Consider the following 20,091-nt stretch of genomic DNA (forward strand, 5'->3'; position numbering starts at 1 on the left):
ACGNCTTACTCGTCTCCAAGCGATTGCGACATTTTGTCACTGTGTTGATTGCTAAATGATGGCTGAGCACGAAGGGGCTGCACAGTGAAAGAGTTGTCAGGAATCGCACTGAGCGTTATCGCCGAACTGCACACAAAATGTTTCAGGAAGCGGCAAATTCAGTCGCGAACGTCGCATTTGGCAGCAAAAAGTCGGTTTCGCTCTTTCGATCCCTTTCGAGTGAAGGCACAATCCCCGTCCTTTTTCGCCTGGCATTGCTGGAGGCCACGAAATGATCAAAACGCCGTACTACCTTATCGACAAAGAAAAGCTGCTTCGCAACATGGAAAAGATCGCGTACATGCGCGAGCACTCCGGTGCGAAGGCCCTGCTGGCGCTCAAATGCTTCGCAACCTGGTCGGTGTTCGACCTGATGCAGCAGTACATGGACGGGACCACCTCTTCTTCTCTTTATGAGCTGAAACTGGGCCGCCAGAAATTCGCAGGCGAAACGCACGCGTACAGCGTCGCCTGGGCAGATGACGAGATCGAAGAGATGCTCGAGAACTGCGACAAGATCATCTTCAACTCCATCAGCCAGTTGGAGCGTCATGCCCCTGCCTGCGCGGACAAGGTGCGCGGCCTGCGCGTCAACCCTCAGGTGAGCAGCTCCGATTACCTGCTGGCCGACCCGGCGCGCCCGTTTAGCCGTCTGGGCGAGTGGGACCCGGAAAAAATCGAAAAAGTGATCGAACAGGTCACCGGCTTCATGTTCCACAACAACTGCGAGAACGGCGACTTCAGCCTGTTCGACAAGATGCTATCGACCATCGAAGAGCGTTTCGGGCACCTGCTGCACAAGGTCGAGTGGGTAAGCCTGGGTGGCGGCATTCACTTCACCGGCGAAGGCTATCCACTGGACGCATTCTGCGCGCGCCTGAAGGCGTTCTCGCAGAAATACGGCGTGCAGGTGTATCTGGAGCCTGGCGAAGCAGCCATCACTCAAAGCGCCTCGCTGGAAGTGACCGTCCTCGACACGTTGTACAACGGCAAGAATCTGGCCGTGGTCGACAGCTCCATCGAAGCGCACATGCTCGACCTGCTGATCTACCGCCTGGACGCCAAGCTGGCCCCAAGCGAAGGCGAGCATACTTACATGGTGTGCGGTAAATCCTGCCTGGCAGGGGATATTTTCGGGGAATACCCATTCGATCGTCCGCTGGCCATCGGCGATCGGCTGTCGTTCGTGGACGCGGCTGGCTACACCATGGTCAAGAAAAACTGGTTCAACGGCCTGAAAATGCCGTCCATCGCAGTGAAACAACTCGACGGTACAGTCGAGGTGGTTCGTGAGTTTGGTTTCGACGATTACCTGTCCAGCCTCTCGTAAGCTGGCAGAAAGGAGAGAGAAAGAAATTGAAGAAGAACGTTCTTATCATTGGTGCAGGAGGTGTCGCCAAGGTGGTGGCCCACAAGTGCGCGCAGCACAACGACGAACTCGGTCGTATTGCTATCGCGTCGCGCAACATCTCCAAGTGCCAGGCCATCATCGACAGCGTCAAAGCCAAGGGCAGCCTCAAACAGCCTGCTGAAATCAAGGCTTTCGCGCTGAACGCACTGGATATAGAAGCGACCAAGGCGCTGATTCTGGAAACCGAATCGCAGATCGTCATCAACGTCGGTTCGTCATTCCTCAACATGTCCGTGCTGCGCGCCTGCATCGACACCGGCGTTGCTTACCTCGATACCGCTATCCACGAAGAGCCGGGCAAGGTCTGCGAAACGCCGCCCTGGTATGGCAACTACGAGTGGAAACACCTCGAAGAATGCCAGCAGAAGAACGTCACAGCCATTCTCGGCATCGGCTTCGACCCGGGTGTGGTCAACGCTTACGCAGCGCTGGCGCAACAACAGTATTTCGACCGCATTGATTCGATCGACATTCTCGACGTCAATGCCGGCTCACATGGCAAGTATTTCGCCACCAATTTTGATCCGGAAATCAATTTCCGCGAATTCACCGGACAGGTATGGAGCTGGCAGAACAGCCAGTGGACCAGCAACACCATGTTCGAAGTCAAACGCACCGACGACCTGCCCGTCGTAGGCTCCCAGGACCTCTACCTGACCGGCCACGATGAAGTGCACTCGCTGTCGAAGAACCTCGACGTGCCCAACGTGCGCTTCTGGATGAGCTTCGGCGCGCACTACATCAATGTATTCACCGTGCTGAAGAACCTCGGCCTGCTCTCCGAGCAACCGGTCAAGACCGCCGAAGGCGTTGAGATCGTGCCGCTGAAAGTGGTCAAGGCCGTGCTGCCGGACCCAGCCTCGCTGGCGCCGGGTTATGTCGGCAAGACCTGCATCGGTGATCTGGTCAAAGGCACCAAGGATGGCAAGCCGCGCGAAGTCTTTATCTACAACGTCGCCGACCACGAAGAAGCGTTCGCCGAAACCGACAGCCAGGGCATCTCCTACACCGCTGGCGTACCACCGGTCGCAGCCGCCCTGCTGGTCGCCCGCGGCGAGTGGGATGTGCAACGCATGGTCAACGTCGAAGAACTGCCTGCCCAGGCGTTCCTGAAAGCACTTGATGTGATGGGTCTGCCGACCCGCATCAAGGACGAGAATGGCGATCGTCCCTGGGACGCATAAGGCTTGAGAACCGGTGCGCCCTGACGGGCGCGTCGGGTTTTGAATTCCTTCTTTAGCCCGATGACTCGCTCTTACTCGTCGAGCAAGGCGGGATGTTGCCTGGCAATTAACCGCGGAAACGAAAAACCCCTGATAACGGTGAAGTCATCAGGGGTTTCGCGTGTAGCAATAATGGCGGAGAGATAGGGATTTGAACCCTAGGTACTGTCGCCAGTACAACGGATTTCGAATCCGTTTTCACTCCCAACAAATATTGCCCATAAATCCAAAAACCCTTGTATGGTGCGGCTTTCAGCTAAGCATGACACAACATGGTTCCACACTATTCGGGGGATCAATTCCCCCAAAATTCCCCCAAGGCAGAAATGCCACATCTGGGGAGGCCAATTATACACATCGGAAATAGAGAACCGTCTGCACGCAGCTCGTCAGCGGCGGGTAGCGTTTGCTCGCGAATCTAGATTACTGTATATCCAAACAGTATTGAAGATAGCGCCATGGGGCAAAATTATGATGCCGAAGAGGTCGAGCTGATTGAAATCGAAAACGAAGCTCTGAGGGAAGAGGTGATCCGGCATCGCCAGAACGTTGAGCGACTGGTGGAAATGCTGACCGTCGTAACTGACGAGCGTGACCGCCTAAGAAGGGAAGTTGCAGCGAAAGGACAAACGTCATTGGTGATGCGGATCGGTGAGATGTCCAGCCTCAGCCAGAACAATCAGCAGTTGTACGAGCAGAATCGCCACCTGCAAGAGATGGTAATGAAACTCGCAGATACCCGCAGTGAGCCGCCGCCGTTCTAAACTTACGCGCGACTCCAGGCCAATTTTAGGCAGATGTCAGTGCGGCCCAATCCAGCGCATCCGCTGCCACTTCAATTGCCAATACTGCGTCAGCAATCAACACCGGCTCCCGCGCCGGACCGTCGAGAATTGATCGCATTGCCCCCTCGCAGAGCAGGTCGACATCCAGCCCTCGCTCTTTAGCCTCGCTGAGGACTGTCCTTAATGCCAACTTTAGCGCCTTCTCTCTTTCGTCATACATGACGGATAACCTCCCTGGGTGAAGCTTGAAGATTAGTCGGATTCAGGTGATGAGGTGGCGTTGTACATCAGAAATGGCTGCAGCTGGGCACTGGAACTAGTTATGCAGTGGTCCTCGGTGTCAGCGGCAGGGATCAGTGATCTGACACACCGATGTTATGAAGTGCGCGACCCAGTTCGTCCCATGGAGTACGCTTACTCAACCGATAGGGGCACGTATCGGTATGCACAAGTAGAGCGTTTCGCAATTCCTCCGACTGATGGGCTAGACACTTGCGGCAGGAAACTATGCCAGCGACGAGACGCCAGTGGAAATTCCATTCTTGAAGGTCTGATGACGGCATATATCCCTCCTAAACTCGTCATGACATTCTAGAAATGGCAGCTATGGCGTAGTTCCAACTGAGCCATGGTTCTCTGACGAAATGTGATTTCGTCCGGATGAATTGATAGCAAGCGATGCCGTAGGCGCGTAGGGTTAACGCTTTCTGATCCGATGCTTAAGGACCGCAGATGCCAAAATCGAACCTCGCCCTTGCCGGGCTGCCCATAGGCCTACCGGACAATGTGTATGCAACTTGGGTAGCCGTTCTTGCGGACATCCAAAGCACCGGCGATGCACGACATGCTGCCGAACGATACCAATTCCTTTGTGGCTTTGCCCAAGCATTGGTTGACGCTCATATGGTCAACGAAACCGGCTATGCGGACATGAGAACCAAGCTGTTGGCCACATGGGCAGATACCGTGAACCGGGTCGCGCAAGATGCTGAAGATTCCATTGTCCCAATTGACCATACTTCTCGCAGCTAGTGGTTTTCAGGGCACGTTTTTGAAGAAAATGTGATTGCCGAGGGTGAGCGTTTTTTTCGCGCCAACCGTCCATATTGGTGCCGTCAGCATTGAAGCGGCGTAGTAGTGGGTCGCCCCGCTAGTTGGGTCTGGCACTTTCCCATCGATCACCATGTCAGCGGCCAGGCGGCACTGCGCCAACTCGCGGAAAGGGATTTGCCGGGCGCCACTCAGGAAAGGCTGATTGGGGTCGCCCTTGTTCCAGCAGCTGAACTGGTACGGCTTCTGGCACACACCGGTGTAGCCCTCGCCCCACCACGACCTATCCTTGCCGTCCTCGACCCTGTTGCGGATCGACCATGCCACGGCAACCATACCGGACAGCCCCTCGCCGCGCGCCTCGCCCCACAACGTGCGCGCCAGTACATCGCGATCTTTTTCAGTCACGTCCATCACTTTCTCCAGGCAAAAAAATACCCGCTCGATGGCGGGTCCGGTCGCGTGCTGCGATCAGATAGTGTCGGGCGCCAGCGCGGCGGGATCTGCGGCGATTTCAGGGATGGCAGGCGCGATCGGCCAGGCAAGAAGGGTCGACCGTGTAGCCTGAGTTGCGACCGAATCGGCTGACATATGCCGGATCCCTCACCACTTCCGCCCAGATCGCGTCAGACTTGGCCTCTCCCACGGGCATCATCACCCCAGGCACGTCCGGCGCTTCAGTCGTTCGAGCCGGAGCTGACGGGGTGAAGGTCGGAGCGCCAGGATTGCCGGTGTAATCCCACTCGGGCCCCGAGCGGCGGATCAAGATAGCGCGGCAGCTAACGCGGCTGGAAACAGAAGCGTGGGAGCTCAGCACCTTTTGATATGGGCAATGATCATTCCAGTGGTCACGAGGTCTCCCTGCATAACCAATATGGAGTGTACAACTCCATCATGTTCGGCAACGACATCTTCCGTCGCCTTACCTCCCTCGAGAATCGCAACTACATCACCGCGCCTCACCCTCGCTGATACTTTCACGGTTATTTCAGAAACATACATATCATCCAGACCTACGTAGGTAGCTGACGATATATCACCGGAAGAAGCGCAAGTAGAGTTATCGGGGCCAATCAGCGTCAAATCAGCATCACTTTTTGCAGATAGGAACCGCTCAATTTGATCCCAAGGGATTTTCTTCCCTGTCTGAACCATCTCAGTCACGGCTATATCAAGAAGCCCATACTTCGCCTTCCTACAGAGGCTTTCCAGCGCGTTTCGATCCTCTGAGGACTCTGCTGAGCAAAACTGGAGAGCGCCGAAAATCGCGACCTTGCCCATAAGAAACGGGCCTTGCCATTCCTTCTTACCCTCTGAAACCCTGTTCTCGGCGTAGTCCACCACTTCTCGCAACGTAAAAATATATCGCCGGACCTCTGACTGGTCGGCGAGTTTGATGAGGTCTCCCATATTACGTATGCGAGAACAAAGCAGCTCAAGCTGATCGCTTTCGATCTTCCCTATGACGGCAGCGGTTACGCCTGCTACGGCCTGCCTAATCTCGGCGGCGGCTTCCTTGAAATTTGAATCAGAAACGATAGCAACTGTTCCGCCTGCCGAGCCAGACTGGACACCGTCAGTTAACCTGTCCAGCGCCCAACCGACGGCATAATTCAATACTTTGTCAAAAACGCCCACAGCCTTGCCTCCGATGGCAGAAGAGTGGCCACGATAGTGCCGTCGGAGGATAATTACTACAGGCTCAACATTGAAATAGCCAAATCATGCCTAGTCCCGGCTCAGCCAGCGTGCCAGATTTCAGTCGAACCCCAGCGACTCGGCTCCAAGCACGTGCGTGAAGATTATGTGGTGCTGAACTAGATCCAACCTTGGGCACCTGGGCGCTCAAATTGATGTCTGCCGGATCGCCGCGCAGCGGCAAGCGCGCGGTCGTGATCATGAGTATGATCCAGTTGGCGCGCATCAGCGAGCATGATCCGTATGCTTATCTTTAAGATGTGCTGACGCGGCTGCCGACGCAGTAAGCCAGTGAAATTGAGCATCTATTGCCGCATCAATGGATGCCGGACTGACTTACTCAGACTGAGTTTGGGAGCCTGCTTGTCGCCCGCGTTTCGGCCAGTAGCTCTTCACTCGCCAACTGTTTTCGCATCGGCGTACAAGCTAGCTCAAGACCGGAGGGCGAGGTATAGATACCTTGATTATCTCCGTGATAGCCGCACCGACGGTAGAACGCGGTTGCGTTAGGGGTAGCATCTAAATGGATGTCGACGATTCCGGCTTTAAAGGCCAGTCGCTCAAGGTATAGGAGCATTGCCCTGCCAATCCCCTGTCCCATGAATGTAGCCAAAACGAAAATAGCGCCTATCTCACCAGACTGGAAATCAATCAGACCTGTTGCGACCGGCGTCTCGCCCAACCAGGCAACGTGGTACTCCTTTTCCACCCAAGCCCGATATCGGTCTGTGAGCGCCACATCAGTCCACGCCATTACTTGCTCAGCGGTATAGACGGTAATGCATTGATGCCGGATCGCCTGGAGGCGTATATCAAACGCGGCCTCGGCGTCAGTACGTGTGGCTGGGCGAATCAACAGCATGTTCACTCTCCTTGTCATCAATGATTTGGAAGGGGAATGAAAAAGCCCCATCCATTTCTGGCGGGGCTTCTGGTCAATGCTTCTGTTCTAAGCGCACATCGCCCTATGGCCCGCCAAAGGCAGTCATCAAGGGGCGCACCATGCTAACGAGATTTGTAAGGGTCATTGATTGATAATCTGGAGATCTAAGCACTTTGTCAAGAACCGAAAATGGGGACTGGCGAGTTGCTCTTTCGAAAATCTGATCGTATTTAGGGAATCCCAAGAGTGGAGCGCGCAGGTGCCAGCCAAGAGGTTGGTACCTAACCCACTGACACATTGTAGGTTAGTTTGCCTCGACCTCGTCTTCGCGAAGCGGTCCAGCGTTTAAGATCCTTTGACGAGCTGACTTGGGGGCTTGGGTGTCCCAAGTCAGCGCTTTCGGCATGAAAGTGAGCGGCACCAGAAGATGGGTCTGGCACTTCCCCACTGGCCACTACGACAGCGGCGGCCCGGCACTCCGCCAAATTACGAAGGAAGGCTGCAGGCTAACTGAGGAATTTCACTTGGGTTGAAGTGAATAAGGAGGCGGGGAATGTCAGGAATCAGGGCGATCACCTAATTCTTCCCTTAGACTTACGGAAGGAATAATAGTAATGACCGGCCAGGTGGTAAAGGACATGAATGCAAAGGAATTTGCTTCACAGCTCTTGGAGACTGTGAAGGAGATAAAAAGCAACAAAAACGAATCAATCCAGTGCGACAACCTGATTCAATATCTCGATAACTGCGTGCGAACCAGCCCTGCCGACTTGAGCCAAGACCAAATCGAACATCTGAAAGCACAGCTCCAAATCATGGTTGAGCGGGAGAAGAGCAACCACGCCTCCGATCTGGAAATGTTCCGCTCCGTCATTCAATCAGGTCAGAATGCGCTAAAAACCGCTTTGCTAATGAATGGGGGTGCCTCGGTAGCCCTGCTTGCCTTTATCGGTAAGCTAACCGAGGAGAGGCAAGCTCACATACCGGCTTTTACTAACGCTCTGGCGATCTTTGTGCTAGGTGTATTCTGCATTGTGGTTGCATCCGGATCGACTTATTTGAGTCAGTGGCTCTATGCAGACGAGCCAGAATGGAAAGAGCGTGCGGGTTTCTGGTTCAATGCACTTTCAATCCTGCTTGGCCTTACCTCCTACGGGCTTTTTATCTGGGCAATGACCAAGGCTTACAGCGCTTTCATGACCTTCGGATAGCGCTGTTTTCGCGAGGCGCTTCCTCATTGGCACACGTCCCTTATGTACGCCTGTGCAGCTCTCAGGGCTGCTTGGTCAGCAATTATTCCGGCGCGGATATCGAAAACAGATCGTCCAGTTGCTGCAGAGAGCTCGACGGAACCTGCATTACCCACGCCGGCGGCGCCGGTGGCTTTGGGCACGTTGCTGCTACCGGAACCAGCTGAGCAGGTGCCTGCGATGCGCAACCGGCGAGTGCCATCAGCAATAGCGCGGCGCAGAGTTTCGTTTTCAGCATTGGCCTTGTCCTTCTGTTCGGTGGCGGTTTTGTCGAGGGCGGCAAGCTTCTTTTCGGCTTCCTGCTGTTTGGCCAGGGCGTCGCGGGCCTGGGCTGAAGCAGCATTGGCAATCAGCGTCCGGTCGGATTGGTAACTCGATTCGTTGGTAGCGATCACCTTCCCGTAAGCATTGGCCTGCCAGAACCACGCCGCTGCAAATGATCCGACGCACAGGGCGATGACCAGCACCACCACTCCCCACGCCCACATGGGCACCAGCTTCAGCGCGGCGATCATGCTTTGCTCAGGAACAGTGTCTGCTCGGCGAACCGGCGCGCCGTCAGCCCCGGCATTTCTTTACCGCCAGCTCTGTTCCATCGACCGAACTGAGCAGCAGCCCGATCATAGTCGCCAGCATTGAGCAGCTTCAGCAACGTCGACGATGCAAGGTTGGCCGAGCCGAGGTTGTAGACGAAGCTCATCAGTGCGTCCCACTGATTCTGGCTCAGCGAAACCTTCACCAGTCGATCAAGCTCCGGCTCGAAGCGGGCAACGTCATTCATGAGCATCCGCTCGGCCTGCTCCTCTGTGATCGTCATGCCTTTACGACGCCCCGGGTCGAGCCATAGCCGATCGTCCATGGATCAGCGCCCGTAGCCGGATCGGGATATGCAACGAGACGCAGCCCCTCAGCTGATTTGATCAGGCCGATGCCTTTCTGGGATGTACGCATTCACTTTTCTCCAGGCACAAAAAAACCCGCTATCGCAGGCTCCGTTACAGGTTTCTACTCGTCAGGCTTATACGGCTGGTGCTGCTACCGCGGAAGTCTCATTGGTATAAGGCTCTGGCATGCTCGGCCAGCTTGGTTCTTCTGGCCAACCCGCAGCCGCACTTACCCGGCCGAGCAGCACCCGATACTGCTTCCACGTCTTCAGCTGCGCTGCCCGAACAGTCTGTTCAGCCACCTCTTCCGGTGTAGCCATCTCCAGTTCGACGGCGTCCGCAAGTGCGTCCACGCGCCCCTGCAAAGCGGTGACCTGCGCATTCGCCAATCGGTTTAGAGCGTTGAGCTGAGCAGTGGCATCAGCGATCAGCTCTTCCGTGGTCTTCATTGGTGGAGGTGGCGGCGGCAGAATCTCGTAGTCGAAAGCAGGGTCTACCACCACATGCACGAATTGGCCGCTGGCGAGCAGTGCCATGACTTCGTCGTATTGCTCCTGAGTGATTTCGACCGCATCGTCGAACGGCGTCTCACTGATTTTGTCCATCGCGGCGTAAGGCATAGAGCGACCTCGATTAGTACCATCGCCCAATGGCGATATAACTGGTTTGGAAAGTCTGTGCAGTGGCACCATTGCGGCAGAAGATTGATATCTGGCCGGTGTTTATGAAGAACGCATACGTGACCCCGTACCAGTCCTGGCTGGTGCCGGGGGAACACATCGGCAGAACAATGGCCGTGCCCGCAAACGTACCTGCCGGCATGTTGGCCGTTACGTTACCTGTCTGGTTTGCACCGATGGCCGTGGCCGCTATGTTGCCGATCGCCCATGAGGTGCCATCCGCCCACTTAATGACACGAATGTTGGTCGTGGTATCCAGCACGTTACTGATGATCGCGCCAGTCGGCACCCCGCCGGCCTGCGACACCGCGCCGAGGATATTTGCCCGCGTGTACCCGGTTGTCTTATCGACCTTCCCGCTTATCAACGCCTTGATATCGGCCCCGATGGACTGAGCCAGCGCGAGGATGCGCGTCTCCAGGCTCATGGCTTAGGCCTTGGCGGTAGCGTAGGAAGCCGCGAAGTCCGATTCCGGGTTGCCTATGCCGATGTTGGTGCAAGCCTGAAGCTTCTGTGCGGTGTTCAGCGTCTGCACGTCGTCGAAGCGCACACGATTCGCCACCGCAGTGGTGAGAGCAGTCAGCAACCCGTCGTCAGCCACAATCAGATCCTGCAATTCTTTCAGGGTGTCATAGGCCGCACTGGCGCCACCCAGAATCGAGTTCTGTACCGCGACCTTCGCGGCCTCGATGGAATCAAAAATCTTGTTGGCCGACCAGGTTACAGCGGTCGCACCGTCGCCGGCGGTATCGTCAATGACCGCGCCCGATGAACCCAGCAGGCCATACAGCTCGTTGATGGCGGCGACGAGGTTGCCTTTGGCCGTGGTGGAAAGAGAGGTCAGATCACCTTGTTTAGCGGTCAGCGTCTTGATGTCGGTACCAATGGCTTGAGCCAGGCCGATGATTCGGGTTTCGAGAGACATAGGGCTTATCCTTTGGCGAGAATGTAATAGTTGAGTGGGTCGGGGATTAAATCGTCCGAGACGTAGAGCTTGAGATCGGTCCCGAAAGTGAGTCGGTTGTTAGGGTCTGAGCTGATCTCTGCCGCGCCGATGCCAGGCGGCCCCTGCTCTCCAATGCTCAGCACCTGGTGCTCATCACTTGCACACCGGCAATCAGCACCGATCGCGCCGACGAAATAGCGGGTGACAGTCGGTCCTGCGTAGGTGACATCGAGGGTGTAGGTCAGGTCTTCGCCGACCAGCAAGGCCGTTTGCTCGGCAGTCAGCACGCGTTCGATCGTGCCTGCCGAGGTGATCGAAAGCCCAGAGCCCAGCGCCAGCGTGAACAGAGGCACGTTTGCGCGGCTCACTACCATCTCTACTGATGCTTCGCTCAGGCTGACCGGGCGCCGATAGATGAGTTGCCCTCCTTGTGGCCGCAGCCCTGTGGCGGATAGCGAATTCACCTCAACGACGTCTTCGTCTACGAACTTGGCCTTGTGCGGCGTTTGCCTGGCTGGCTCGCGGTTCAATTCGGGCATTCCCTGAACGCCGCGGACCCAGATCGGCCAGTCTGACACCAGCCCATGGCCTGGTGCAGTGATGCGGACCGGAGCGCCGTCGATGTTGGTAATTGACCGATACACGAACTCAGGCTGCATGATCCGCACGGTATCTCTGTAGGTTGTTCCCGGAGTAACGGGCAGGTCTTGCCGGGCCGGCTGCATAGCTGGCTTCTCCTGTTTCGAGAGTTAGATCAAACCCAGTTGATGGGTGCGGGAGAACCGATCACGCTTTCATTGGTGAACGGGTTGTAGCTTCCAAAGTGACGGACATCGTTGGAGGGGTATGGCGCGGGCTGGGCAGTAAAGCCGTCCGCCGTCAGGCAGCCTATGAATTGCTCATCACCCGAACTATTTCTCACCGAAACACCGATCAGGTTGTTGCTGTAGAGGCTGAAAGAATACAGCTTTGCCAGCCAGCCTATCCCAGCGGATGCTTGTGGCACGCGACCATCACCGCTACCCATTAGTTCGCCGCCGCCCACTGGGTCCATCATGAACGCCCCCGATGATGAGCCAGATGAGGACTGGTCGTCACAATAAATAACTGTAGTTTGCAGGCTGCCAATGGTGTGGTAGACGGCTCCATAGGAAATCTGTGCGCTCCACGAAGATTCCCCGCCCTCCCAGGCGATAGTGAAATTCCCGCCTGAGCTGCCCCCGCCTTCGACGTGCGATGCGCCCTCCTGTAGAACGTTGTAGGACCCGTCCGGATATTCCTGCGTGATGTACTGGGTGTCGGTGATGCGAGTGAAGCTGGCCGAACCCACCATGCTGGTATCCGTTGCGGTCAGGTAACACGGTCTTGGGGTTTCGCCAGTGAACGACACCATAACCATCCATCGCTTGCGGATCACCCACGATGACGGTGAGCGCCACTGTCCGCCCTCCATCGTGACAATGGGGACCTGCTCGGAGTAGTTATAGGTGACCTTCTCGCCCGCAGGCGCGCCGTTGGAGTCAAAGTACGGTTCTCGCCCCACTTCTTCCGTAGCTATGCCTGGCGCGAACGAGCATCGAAGAGTGCTGGCGTTGGCCTCGGTGCTGACGGAAAGAATATCGTCCAGCGTGTACAGGATTTCTCCAGTCAGCCTCAGCTGGGAATGACTACCCTCGATAGAGACCTTGTAATACATGTAAGCGCGCGGCCTGAAATCCAAGACCTTCGTGAACTCTTCGCTCTGCCCTAGATCGTTGTAGGCCATCCAGGCAAAGATGGCGGTCCGCCCACTCTCACTCACTGAGTGCAGCCTGATCACACAGGCGGTGGCTGGCCCAAGATCCGCGAATATTCTCGTCCGTAGCGTCCGGTCCGCGAGACGCCCGACGGCTACGTTCAGGGTGGTGGTATGCGTCTCGCCCGCCCTTCCGAACTCTCCAAACAAACTCGCCCGGAGTTGTAGGGTTGCGTCAGTGTCGGTGAGCGTGCGATTCAACACGCTGATCTGCCATCGGCTCCCGTCGAGCGCCTGATAGATCCAGCCGTTGATGATCTTGTTGTAAAGCGAGCCAGCGGAGATAAGCGCCTGTCCAGCCCAATACTCACCGCCCGCCGGTGCCTGGCTGATCTCGGCGTCGCTTAGCGGCTCAATGTTCGGCACTACGATCTTGTGCGTGTCGCCGGAGCCGTACTGAGCCGTGGGGAAGTTCAGAGGCTGGTTGTATGCTCGAATGCTCCCATCTTTCAGTTGAACCGCGCCGTCCTTTATCAGCCCATGCCAAGGCCATACCAGCATTCGTTGCATGTCGACTCCTTCAATCGTTGCGGCTTATAAAGGACCGCCGTCGCCTGGATCACCACCCCCTGTGTCGCCGCCGCCCCCTGCGTTTGCCTCGAGCGCTCTCAAACGAGTATCAAATTGCTCGATTGATTGAACGATGATGCCCAGAACTCCTGCTGTGAGCGACATGTACACAAACGTCCCGGATGGCCATGCCCTGGCGGTTGTATCTTCGGCTCCACGAATCGCTGAGAATTGGGCGCCGCCAGCCTGGATCATAATGATCTCGTAAGGCGCGCCAGCAAGTGGATCGAGCGACTCTGTAAGAGTCAGGTAATACTGATTTTCGAACTGCAACCGATCCGCCGCACTACCCAGCGGCAGAAGTTCGTCCTCGGCAGTTATCGCGGCAGTCAGCTGTGTCACCCAGTTATTCAAGTATGCGAGCATGTTTTTTCCTATGAAGGCTGAGGCTGTACAGGCTTGGCGAGGTTGATGATTGCCTGCACGCCGTCGGCGTCAGTCAGGACCAGCTTCTTGATGGCAGGGATCGAGAACAAACCATCGCTACTGATGATCGAGTTTTCCCAGTATTCCCGCTTGGAGTAGTCGGTTTCGCTCAGCGGTGAAGCGATACCCCCTCCGCCACCTACGGCGGCCGGCGCTGTGTAAGTGCTGGTGCCCGTCTGAGCTGGGAGAGGTCCACGTTTGGCAAGCTCTGGCAGTTGCTTTCTCTGAGATTGCGGCCGCACCAATCGGTTGAGGTCGTTGGTTAACTGCTTGCCTATGTTCTGCCGCGCTTGCTCGTTGCTGGTACCGATGGCTCTGCGATCACTTTCAAGTGACATGGTCAAAGCTCCAGAAGGTCGTTGGGAATGCTGACGCGGTACGTCGCCGTCAACTCGACTATTTTTTCATCACGCAACAATGCGTCGATTTCGGTAGCCGTGATCTGTAGCCGGCGAGGAAATTGCTCAAGGGTCGGATCTGCGTTGTCATAGTTGCCCGCAAATCCTTCCATCGATTCGTCGTAGGCTGGCGAACTCGGTTTTCCGCCGAGCTGGGTAGGCAACGAGGTCGAGACTGGGTCCTCGGCATCATCGGGTTGCGGCTCAACTGACGGCGCCGGCGGATCCAGCGGGTCGTCCACGGTGCCACCCCCTCGCATGACGGTGATCGCGAGCGTGGTAATTGCCGATCCGGACGCCAGATCAAGAGTGTCGAGTACCCGGCTACACCTGGCGCGAGCATTGATGCCCTGATCAGATATCCGCAGCGTGTTGCCCAAATCGATATCCAGCACCATGCTGGTAGGCACGTCCCAACTGATCGTGGTGCCGCTATGGGCCAACACAACAGCGGTCTTTGCCTGATTGAGGACGCACCGCAGGGCTGACTGCCGAGCATCTTCATCACGAACGTCGGCATGGCCAGATAGCCCGCCATCGGTAACGGTTCCAATCTCCGTGCCGCCCCCGCCGCCCTCCCTGATGCCAACAGCGCCTTCGGTGGTAGTTGGCCGAGGCGCGTCAATGCCAAAGGATGTGCCTTCCCAGTCATCAACGATTGCATTCGAGTACTCGACCGACAGAGAGTCGCGAGAGGTAACCTCACCCGCCTGGGCAACGCTCACCTCTGACACCACCGTAAGCGTGTACTTCTCTGTCACAGCCTGAGTCCACCGGCGAGCACCGACAAACGAGAAGCCGAGCAGCAGATCCGGATACGAGTTGACCCACGGCTGGCCGGTGCCGCAGATATCGGCGCCGCTGGCGGGTACCCGGGTGTAGCCGGGAGTCCGAATAATGCTGAAACCGCCGCCAGACGCTGAATCCTTCATCATTGCAACGTCCGGCAGGTCGGTGCTGTCTTGGCGCCACAAGCAAAACCCTTGGGTGCCGCCGAGGCCAAATGTGTCCGGATGGGTCCAGTGAAATCCTTGGTTGAGCTGGTGGAGCCGCGAGAATCTGTAACTGGTTTCGATCTCGACCTTATTCGTCAGGCTGGTGAGATCGGCGTAACTGAGCTTGATCGAGTTGTAGATTGTCGTGCCAGCACGGAAAACGTACTCCTCGGCACCCGCGTACCAGGTGGTCAGCCGCAGACTACCGTCTGCCGACGAATCGAGGCTCGACTGAATAGTACCCAGCCGCTCCTGTGCGTAGTCCCACCGGCTCCTTCCTTCGGCGGCGTCGAAGACATTGGGAGACCAGAACGCCGGGATCAGCGTGTCGACGTCCTCGACCGTCATACTTTCGACCCGCTGCTGCAGCTGGTCCCCGCACTGGCAAACGAGTAACCGGGTAATCGGATTCCACTCGGTGGTTACGATCCTGCCGGTGTATCGCCGCTTCTGTGTCGTGATGCCCTTGGCGGTGCTGATGTAGTCGACGGTTACCTCACGGCCTACCCAATCCATCGGCAATACCGAGCCAGGCAGCATGTGAAGGGTAAACGATGCCAGTCCGGCGGCACCGCGCTCCCGATCAATCTCCACCTGCCCCGTCAGCCGAGCGCTCACATCGGCGCCAGCGACCATCACCTGCACTCGCCACCGAAAAGCTTCACCCGTAACGATTGGCTGTGCTTCTGGAACAGAGGGTACGGTTTTCAGGAAAGCATTAATCGCAGCCGCATTTATCGGACCACCATTGAGCATCAGATTTCTTCCCAGGTGATGGTCCAGCCGAAGCTTGACTGTCCCGAACTCTGCGTTTTGGGCGGTTTGCTGGCGAACACTCGATAAGCAGGCATCCACTGCACCATATAGCGCGTGGCACCAATAACGATTGCAGCCTCAGCCTGCGCACCTGAGAAGATGCATGTTGTCGGCTCCCATTGAGCCCCAACCAAGGCGAAGGCCCAAGGATTGACGTCCGGCCGAGGCGTGCTGGTCAGGGCGAAAACTCGCCCTTCGCCGACAATGCACTCCTGAGACGTCAACCGGAGTTCGAGAGGCTGGCTGTAATCCAACCCATCAAGCCCAGGCGGCATCCAACCTTGTGCGCTGATCGTGCCCGACGCTTTACCCCAGTGAGTCATCTTGACCGCCTCGCCCCCTGAAAGGCGAAGCACGGTTTCGCCGAGCAAGGGCGTATCTGCCTGATCGGGAGCGCCGGCGTGGAGAACAATCGGAACGCCGCTCAGCGTGATCAGTGGAAGGCTCATCGTTACTCCAGAAATAAAAAACCCGCCGAAGCGGGATACTAGGAAGTGCCGAACTTCAGACGTTGGTTGCGTACGATCCTCTGGAACTCCAGCTGTGGCGCTTGGACGTTGTAGGTTTCCCCACCAACCGTCAGCGCAACATTGGCGAAAGGCTCCTGACTGGCGGGGGCTGCTTGTTCAAGCAGCGCCGGCGGGGGTGCCGAAACATCTGGCACGAACCGAGACCCCACAGCACCACCCTCGGCAAACTTAGGCAGTCGCCGGTCGTTAATTTGACGAAGTAACTGCGGACCGTAATGACGCACTGCCGCCGCCCGCATCACAAACTCCCCATTGGAAAGCCTTGCGAGGATGGAGTCGCTGGTGCCGGTGCCAGGTCCGCGCACCATGTCACCATCGGCGTATCCGGCCAGATCATTGCTGGCAACCGTCAATCCCGCGTCACCGCCGCCGGTGACGGTCACCGGAATCGTGAGAGTTCGTCTAAATTGATCAGCCACCGCTGCGATATGGCTTTGAGTTTCGGTCAGCGCGGCGTCATCAACGGCGGTCTCGACCGGGACATCCACTGAATCGATTTCTGGAACTTCTGGTTCAACGTCGACAGGAATGTCGCCCTGCCCGTCCAGTTGCTTTTGCAGAGTTGACGCTGCATCTGCGGGTAGTTTGGGCGCTACATCAACACCAATCGTCTCGCTTGAATAACTATCCGTGCCGGGGACATATTTAAGCTTTCGACCCTGGGTCGGTAGGACCGGTGGATTTGCAATATCATCTGCATTGGGAACCTGGGTTCCCGCTGTCACCTTTTTAACCAAGCTGTCCGCAAGGTTGGTCCCCTGCGGCAAGGCGGTCGTGGCAACCAATGGATCCACCGGCTGACCCAATGAAAGCTGCAATTCCCGCATTTGCTTTTTGACTTGAGCTACGGCCTCCTCGGAAAGCTCTGGCTTTATCTTGACAACACTGAGTGCGTCCAAATCCGCTTTCAACTGCGCTGTTTTATCCGTGGCGGATTTAAGGCTATCTTCTGCCTTCGACAAAGTGATCTTATCGGCCTCGTCTTCAATAGCCTGCAATTGCTTGATGAACCCTGCGAAGCCGTAGGTGTTCGCGCCACTATCAGCCAGCTTCTGAATGACCTTCAGGGCTTGATCAGCTTGCTTTTTCGCTCCTTCGATATCGCCATCGTCCAGCGCTTTCTTGGCCGCAACTTTAAGGGCTTGGGCGGAGCCATAGCTAACGTCAGTTGAGTCGCTCCCGGAGTTGAGGGAGGCCAGCGCGTCCGCGTATTTCTTTTGAGTATCTAAGTGCTCTTTCTGAGCTTTCTTGATATCTGCGACTGCCGCACGCTGCGCCTGCACCTGCTTGGCCAATGCCGCCTTCGTGTCCGTCGTCAGCTTGTCCTGGATGCCAGTAAGTGCTTTGCTGTTTCGGTCGGCCTCGGCAACCCGGTCTTGTTCAGCGTCGTTTATCTGATCGATTGCCTTGCCGTACTCTCTCGACCTTCGAAATGCTTCGAGAGCTTCAGGGCTGACAGGTGCGGTAGGGCCATTTTTCTCGGAGTCGGCGCGTGCCGTCTGTTCCGACAGTGCACGGTAGTAGGTCTGAGCTGCCTTAAGCCTTTCGGCGTAGCTCTTCCGCTCTTCCTGGGTCATGTTCGCCAATGCCTGAGGCGTGGCGATCAAGGTTTCCTGATACTCCTGGTTCTTGGTGATCAGATCAGCCGTCGCCTTTTTCTGATCCTTTTGAGATTGTTCGAGTTCCTCCATCTGCTGATACAGACCGTACAGCTCAGCCAGTTGAGAAATCAGGACGCCATACGCACCACCACGGACCAAGCCTCCCAGTGGGCTTTTCAAAATCCCGCTCAACCGGGTGGCTTTTCCGCTGACGCCATCCATGGCTGCCCCAGCAATCCCAAGCTGAGCGGAGGCTCCAGCTGCGCTACCAGATAGCACCTTAAATGCCAGACGCGCGGCAGTGATCGCAGCGCCCACTGCTTTCGCTCCAACACCGAAAGCCACAAAAGAAAGAATACCGAGCTTGATTCGCTCATCGACTTCGTTGAATGCGTTTAGCAGGTCTCGCAGCAGCCCGATCAGCGGCAAGCCGGCAGCAACCGCTTGGCCAAAGGAGTTGCTCAGGTCTTCCAGTGCAGCCTTAAACTTTTCAACCTGCGCCTGCGGGGTTGCTTTCATGATGCTGTAGGCACGCTCCGTCGCGCCGGCTGCGCCTTCTACCTTCTTCACCTCGTCAACAAACGACGTGTAGTCCTTGGTCAATGCAAGAATTGCCGTGCGGCCTTCAGTGTCGGGAATGATCTGCGCCAGAGCATCGAAGCCAAGCTTCTTATCAGCGACTTGCTGGAGGGTTGCCGACAAGCCTTTCCATTCGATGCCTAGACCCGCCATGGCTTTGCGTGCTTCGACGGCTGGAGAAGCCAGTTGATTGATGGCGCTGCGCAGCGCAGTAATCGCGATCGGTGCCTGGATGCCTTGGACGGTCATTCGGGCAATCGCGGCGGCGACTTCGGCGAAGCTCACGTTGGCAGCGGCAGCGGTGGGCAATACTTGGCCCAAGCCAGCCGCCAACTGGTCGAAACTTACGACGCCGTCCTGAATGGCCACAAACAGCTGGTCATACCGAAGCCCAAGGTTGGAGATGCTTTCACCGTAGGCATTGACGATAGAGACGCCAACGCCGGCGGCCGTTTTGGTCTCGCTCATACCGGCCACTGCTGCTTTGGTGGAAAGCGCCAGCACATCCAGTGCATCTGCCGTGGCTACGCCACTGCCGAGCAGGTCGTAGACGGCCGCTGCACTCTCACTCGCTGATTTGCCGGTGTCGCGACTGAGCGCGCGGATACCGTCAGACAGATCATGAAGCTGGTCCTGGGTCAGATCAGTGATGGTGTTGATGCCCGCGATCTGCTGTTGAAAGCTTGCGAACGTCGAGAATGAGCGCGTGGCAGCCAGTGCGAAACCGCCGAATGCGGCTGCACCCGCCAGAATTTGCGTTTTTACATCATCAAGGCTCGCGCTCCACTGTTTCGTTGCGCCGGTGAGCTGCGAGGTCTGCGCAGATGCGGCAGCAATGCTCTGGCGCAGAGTGTTCTGTGCGATAGCGATCTCGGTCGACGACAGCTTCCCGGTGGATCGCAGCAACTGAAAGTCGGCCTGAAGCCGCGCAATCTCGGCGCTGGTGTTTGAAAACTTTGCGATCCCCAGATTGGCCTGGGCGTCTTGGATGCTTTTGTCGCGCTGTCCAACGCCAAGCTTCTGTGACAGATCACCCTGAAGGCGCCGTTGCTCAGCCGACAGGTTGCGAGTGTCGATGCCCGCTGACTGCAACTCCTTGCGCATACGCGCAAGCTGCGCGGTTTGGCTCTGCTCCTGCCGCTCAAGGATCTTCAGTTGGTTGATCGAGTCCCGGTATTCAGCCTGAAGCTGCCGACTTGGCACAGCCGTCGCCGCGAGTTGGTCACCGAACGAGCGGACTGCCTCACGGGCAGACGTGATACTCCTGCCGGTTTTTTCGAGCACGCCCTCAAGCTCGCGGAACGAGGTCACCTGGCGCAGCGGCTTTTCGACCGCACGGACCATCTCTGCATATTCTTTCCGGAAACCACCAACGTTCTTGGTTGCGGAATCAATGTCAGCTGTGACCTTCAGTTCAATGCTTTGCACGGGGGCTCACTTAGCGGCCGCGATGGCAGCTCTGTAATAGGACCAGGGGTAATAGAGGGCATTGGCGTGGCCAAGCCGAACCAAGGCATGCAAAGCCTGATCAA

Annotated in this window: 20 protein-coding genes and 2 pseudogenes; 6 read left to right on the forward strand and 16 right to left on the reverse strand. The window is 56.8% G+C overall.

Annotation, left to right across the window (positions count from 1 at the left end; genetic code table 11):
* Window positions 1–271 precede the first annotated feature (271 nt).
* The 3 genes from D3M70_RS08825 to D3M70_RS08835 all read left to right on the forward strand — a co-directional run bounded on the left by D3M70_RS08825 (window position 272) and on the right by D3M70_RS08835 (window position 3,437).
* Window positions 272–1,369 (forward strand): carboxynorspermidine decarboxylase, encoded by a 1,098-nt coding sequence (locus tag D3M70_RS08825; RefSeq protein WP_120125397.1) that lies wholly within the window; start codon window positions 272–274, stop codon window positions 1,367–1,369.
* A 26-nt stretch (window positions 1,370–1,395) separates the two neighbouring features.
* Complete coding sequence (locus D3M70_RS08830) at window positions 1,396–2,634, forward strand: saccharopine dehydrogenase family protein (RefSeq protein ID WP_120125398.1); 1,239 nt, start codon at window positions 1,396–1,398, stop codon at window positions 2,632–2,634.
* 497 nt (window positions 2,635–3,131) lie between these two features.
* Window positions 3,132–3,437 carry a hypothetical protein gene (locus tag D3M70_RS08835; protein WP_120125399.1) on the forward strand — a complete coding sequence of 102 codons (306 nt, stop codon included), beginning with the start codon at window positions 3,132–3,134 and terminating at the stop codon, window positions 3,435–3,437.
* Window positions 3,438–3,462: 25 nt separating this feature from the next.
* Here D3M70_RS08835 and D3M70_RS08840 read toward each other — a convergent pair whose 3' ends face one another.
* The gene (locus D3M70_RS08840; protein WP_120125400.1) at window positions 3,463–3,678 is read right to left on the reverse strand and encodes a hypothetical protein; all 216 of its coding nucleotides are present in this window, start codon (window positions 3,676–3,678) and stop codon (window positions 3,463–3,465) included.
* Window positions 3,679–4,190: 512 nt separating this feature from the next.
* Between D3M70_RS08840 and D3M70_RS08845 the strand changes: the two genes are divergently transcribed.
* Entirely contained in the window at window positions 4,191–4,490 is a 300-nt protein-coding gene (locus D3M70_RS08845) for a hypothetical protein (protein ID WP_120125401.1), read from the forward strand.
* Window positions 4,491–4,496: 6 nt separating this feature from the next.
* Here D3M70_RS08845 and D3M70_RS08850 read toward each other — a convergent pair whose 3' ends face one another.
* Both D3M70_RS08850 and D3M70_RS08855 read right to left on the reverse strand, forming a co-directional pair.
* Window positions 4,497–4,922 (reverse strand): cell wall hydrolase, encoded by a 426-nt coding sequence (locus D3M70_RS08850; protein ID WP_120125402.1) that lies wholly within the window; start codon window positions 4,920–4,922, stop codon window positions 4,497–4,499.
* A 396-nt stretch (window positions 4,923–5,318) separates the two neighbouring features.
* On the reverse strand, window positions 5,319–6,146 hold the full coding sequence (locus D3M70_RS08855; RefSeq protein ID WP_120125403.1) for a lipoyl domain-containing protein: 828 nt from the start codon (window positions 6,144–6,146) through the stop codon (window positions 5,319–5,321).
* Between the two features lie 183 nt (window positions 6,147–6,329).
* Between D3M70_RS08855 and D3M70_RS08860 the strand changes: the two are divergent.
* Window positions 6,330–6,493: pseudogene (locus tag D3M70_RS08860) on the forward strand (transposase domain-containing protein); the annotation flags it as partial.
* 53 nt (window positions 6,494–6,546) lie between these two features.
* Here the strand turns inward: D3M70_RS08860 and D3M70_RS08865 are convergent.
* On the reverse strand, window positions 6,547–7,068 hold the full coding sequence (locus D3M70_RS08865; RefSeq protein ID WP_120125404.1) for a GNAT family N-acetyltransferase: 522 nt from the start codon (window positions 7,066–7,068) through the stop codon (window positions 6,547–6,549).
* Between the two features lie 635 nt (window positions 7,069–7,703).
* Between D3M70_RS08865 and D3M70_RS08870 the strand changes: the two genes are divergently transcribed.
* Entirely contained in the window at window positions 7,704–8,300 is a 597-nt protein-coding gene (locus D3M70_RS08870) for a hypothetical protein (RefSeq protein ID WP_256659773.1), read from the forward strand.
* A 23-nt stretch (window positions 8,301–8,323) separates the two neighbouring features.
* Here D3M70_RS08870 and D3M70_RS32940 read toward each other — a convergent pair whose 3' ends face one another.
* The 12 genes and pseudogenes from D3M70_RS32940 to D3M70_RS08930 form a co-directional block, all read right to left on the reverse strand.
* On the reverse strand, window positions 8,324–8,854 hold the full coding sequence (locus D3M70_RS32940) for a lysis protein (RefSeq protein ID WP_256659774.1): 531 nt from the start codon (window positions 8,852–8,854) through the stop codon (window positions 8,324–8,326).
* Window positions 8,851–9,290, reverse strand: a pseudogene (locus D3M70_RS08880) (lysozyme). The gene D3M70_RS32940 and the pseudogene D3M70_RS08880 overlap by 4 nt, the downstream one beginning before the upstream one ends.
* A 67-nt stretch (window positions 9,291–9,357) precedes the next feature.
* On the reverse strand, window positions 9,358–9,843 hold the full coding sequence (locus D3M70_RS08885) for a tail fiber assembly protein (protein WP_165869763.1): 486 nt from the start codon (window positions 9,841–9,843) through the stop codon (window positions 9,358–9,360).
* Window positions 9,844–9,856: 13 nt separating this feature from the next.
* The gene (locus D3M70_RS08890) at window positions 9,857–10,330 is read right to left on the reverse strand and encodes a hypothetical protein (RefSeq protein WP_120125406.1); all 474 of its coding nucleotides are present in this window, start codon (window positions 10,328–10,330) and stop codon (window positions 9,857–9,859) included.
* Between the two features lie 3 nt (window positions 10,331–10,333).
* A complete protein-coding gene (locus tag D3M70_RS08895) occupies window positions 10,334–10,828 on the reverse strand; it encodes a hypothetical protein (protein ID WP_120125407.1) in 495 nt (164 codons plus the stop codon).
* A gap of 5 nt (window positions 10,829–10,833) precedes the next feature.
* The gene (locus D3M70_RS08900; RefSeq protein WP_256659776.1) at window positions 10,834–11,574 is read right to left on the reverse strand and encodes a hypothetical protein; all 741 of its coding nucleotides are present in this window, start codon (window positions 11,572–11,574) and stop codon (window positions 10,834–10,836) included.
* A gap of 29 nt (window positions 11,575–11,603) precedes the next feature.
* Window positions 11,604–13,154 (reverse strand): hypothetical protein, encoded by a 1,551-nt coding sequence (locus tag D3M70_RS08905; RefSeq protein WP_120125408.1) that lies wholly within the window; start codon window positions 13,152–13,154, stop codon window positions 11,604–11,606.
* 24 nt (window positions 13,155–13,178) lie between these two features.
* On the reverse strand, window positions 13,179–13,580 hold the full coding sequence (locus tag D3M70_RS08910) for a hypothetical protein (protein ID WP_120125409.1): 402 nt from the start codon (window positions 13,578–13,580) through the stop codon (window positions 13,179–13,181).
* Window positions 13,581–13,588: 8 nt separating this feature from the next.
* Window positions 13,589–13,978, reverse strand: a complete 390-nt coding sequence (locus D3M70_RS08915; RefSeq protein ID WP_120125410.1) for a hypothetical protein — start codon at window positions 13,976–13,978, stop codon at window positions 13,589–13,591.
* A 2-nt stretch (window positions 13,979–13,980) separates the two neighbouring features.
* Window positions 13,981–15,789 carry a hypothetical protein gene (locus tag D3M70_RS08920; protein ID WP_120125411.1) on the reverse strand — a complete coding sequence of 603 codons (1,809 nt, stop codon included), beginning with the start codon at window positions 15,787–15,789 and terminating at the stop codon, window positions 13,981–13,983.
* Window positions 15,789–16,298, reverse strand: coding sequence for a hypothetical protein (locus tag D3M70_RS08925; RefSeq protein WP_120125412.1), 510 nt, complete (start codon window positions 16,296–16,298; stop codon window positions 15,789–15,791). The genes D3M70_RS08920 and D3M70_RS08925 overlap by 1 nt, the downstream gene beginning before the upstream one ends.
* A 38-nt stretch (window positions 16,299–16,336) precedes the next feature.
* Entirely contained in the window at window positions 16,337–19,987 is a 3,651-nt protein-coding gene (locus D3M70_RS08930; RefSeq protein WP_120125413.1) for a phage tail tape measure protein, read from the reverse strand.
* Window positions 19,988–20,091 lie beyond the last annotated feature (104 nt).

This window comes from Pseudomonas sp. LS-2 (assembly GCF_003605735.1).
In the GTDB taxonomy this organism is placed as follows: domain Bacteria; phylum Pseudomonadota; class Gammaproteobacteria; order Pseudomonadales; family Pseudomonadaceae; genus Aquipseudomonas.

Excerpts from the sequence above, each read along its gene's own strand:
- D3M70_RS08825 (WP_120125397.1), top strand. The coding sequence starts at position 272 with ATGATCAAAACGCCGTACTACCTTATCGACAAAGAAAAGCTGCTTCGC.
- D3M70_RS08835 (WP_120125399.1), top strand. The coding sequence starts at position 3,132 with ATGGGGCAAAATTATGATGCCGAAGAGGTCGAGCTGATTGAAATCGAA.
- D3M70_RS08840 (WP_120125400.1), bottom strand. The coding sequence starts at position 3,678 with ATGTATGACGAAAGAGAGAAGGCGCTAAAGTTGGCATTAAGGACAGTC.
- D3M70_RS08845 (WP_120125401.1), top strand. The coding sequence starts at position 4,191 with ATGCCAAAATCGAACCTCGCCCTTGCCGGGCTGCCCATAGGCCTACCG.
- D3M70_RS08850 (WP_120125402.1), bottom strand. The coding sequence starts at position 4,922 with ATGGACGTGACTGAAAAAGATCGCGATGTACTGGCGCGCACGTTGTGG.
- D3M70_RS08865 (WP_120125404.1), bottom strand. The coding sequence starts at position 7,068 with ATGCTGTTGATTCGCCCAGCCACACGTACTGACGCCGAGGCCGCGTTT.
- D3M70_RS08870 (WP_256659773.1), top strand. The coding sequence starts at position 7,704 with ATGACCGGCCAGGTGGTAAAGGACATGAATGCAAAGGAATTTGCTTCA.
- D3M70_RS32940 (WP_256659774.1), bottom strand. The coding sequence starts at position 8,854 with ATGATCGCCGCGCTGAAGCTGGTGCCCATGTGGGCGTGGGGAGTGGTG.
- D3M70_RS08885 (WP_165869763.1), bottom strand. The coding sequence starts at position 9,843 with ATGCCTTACGCCGCGATGGACAAAATCAGTGAGACGCCGTTCGACGAT.
- D3M70_RS08890 (WP_120125406.1), bottom strand. The coding sequence starts at position 10,330 with ATGAGCCTGGAGACGCGCATCCTCGCGCTGGCTCAGTCCATCGGGGCC.
- D3M70_RS08895 (WP_120125407.1), bottom strand. The coding sequence starts at position 10,828 with ATGTCTCTCGAAACCCGAATCATCGGCCTGGCTCAAGCCATTGGTACC.
- D3M70_RS08900 (WP_256659776.1), bottom strand. The coding sequence starts at position 11,574 with ATGCAGCCGGCCCGGCAAGACCTGCCCGTTACTCCGGGAACAACCTAC.
- D3M70_RS08905 (WP_120125408.1), bottom strand. The coding sequence starts at position 13,154 with ATGCAACGAATGCTGGTATGGCCTTGGCATGGGCTGATAAAGGACGGC.
- D3M70_RS08910 (WP_120125409.1), bottom strand. The coding sequence starts at position 13,580 with ATGCTCGCATACTTGAATAACTGGGTGACACAGCTGACTGCCGCGATA.
- D3M70_RS08915 (WP_120125410.1), bottom strand. The coding sequence starts at position 13,978 with ATGTCACTTGAAAGTGATCGCAGAGCCATCGGTACCAGCAACGAGCAA.
- D3M70_RS08920 (WP_120125411.1), bottom strand. The coding sequence starts at position 15,789 with ATGCTCAATGGTGGTCCGATAAATGCGGCTGCGATTAATGCTTTCCTG.
- D3M70_RS08925 (WP_120125412.1), bottom strand. The coding sequence starts at position 16,298 with ATGAGCCTTCCACTGATCACGCTGAGCGGCGTTCCGATTGTTCTCCAC.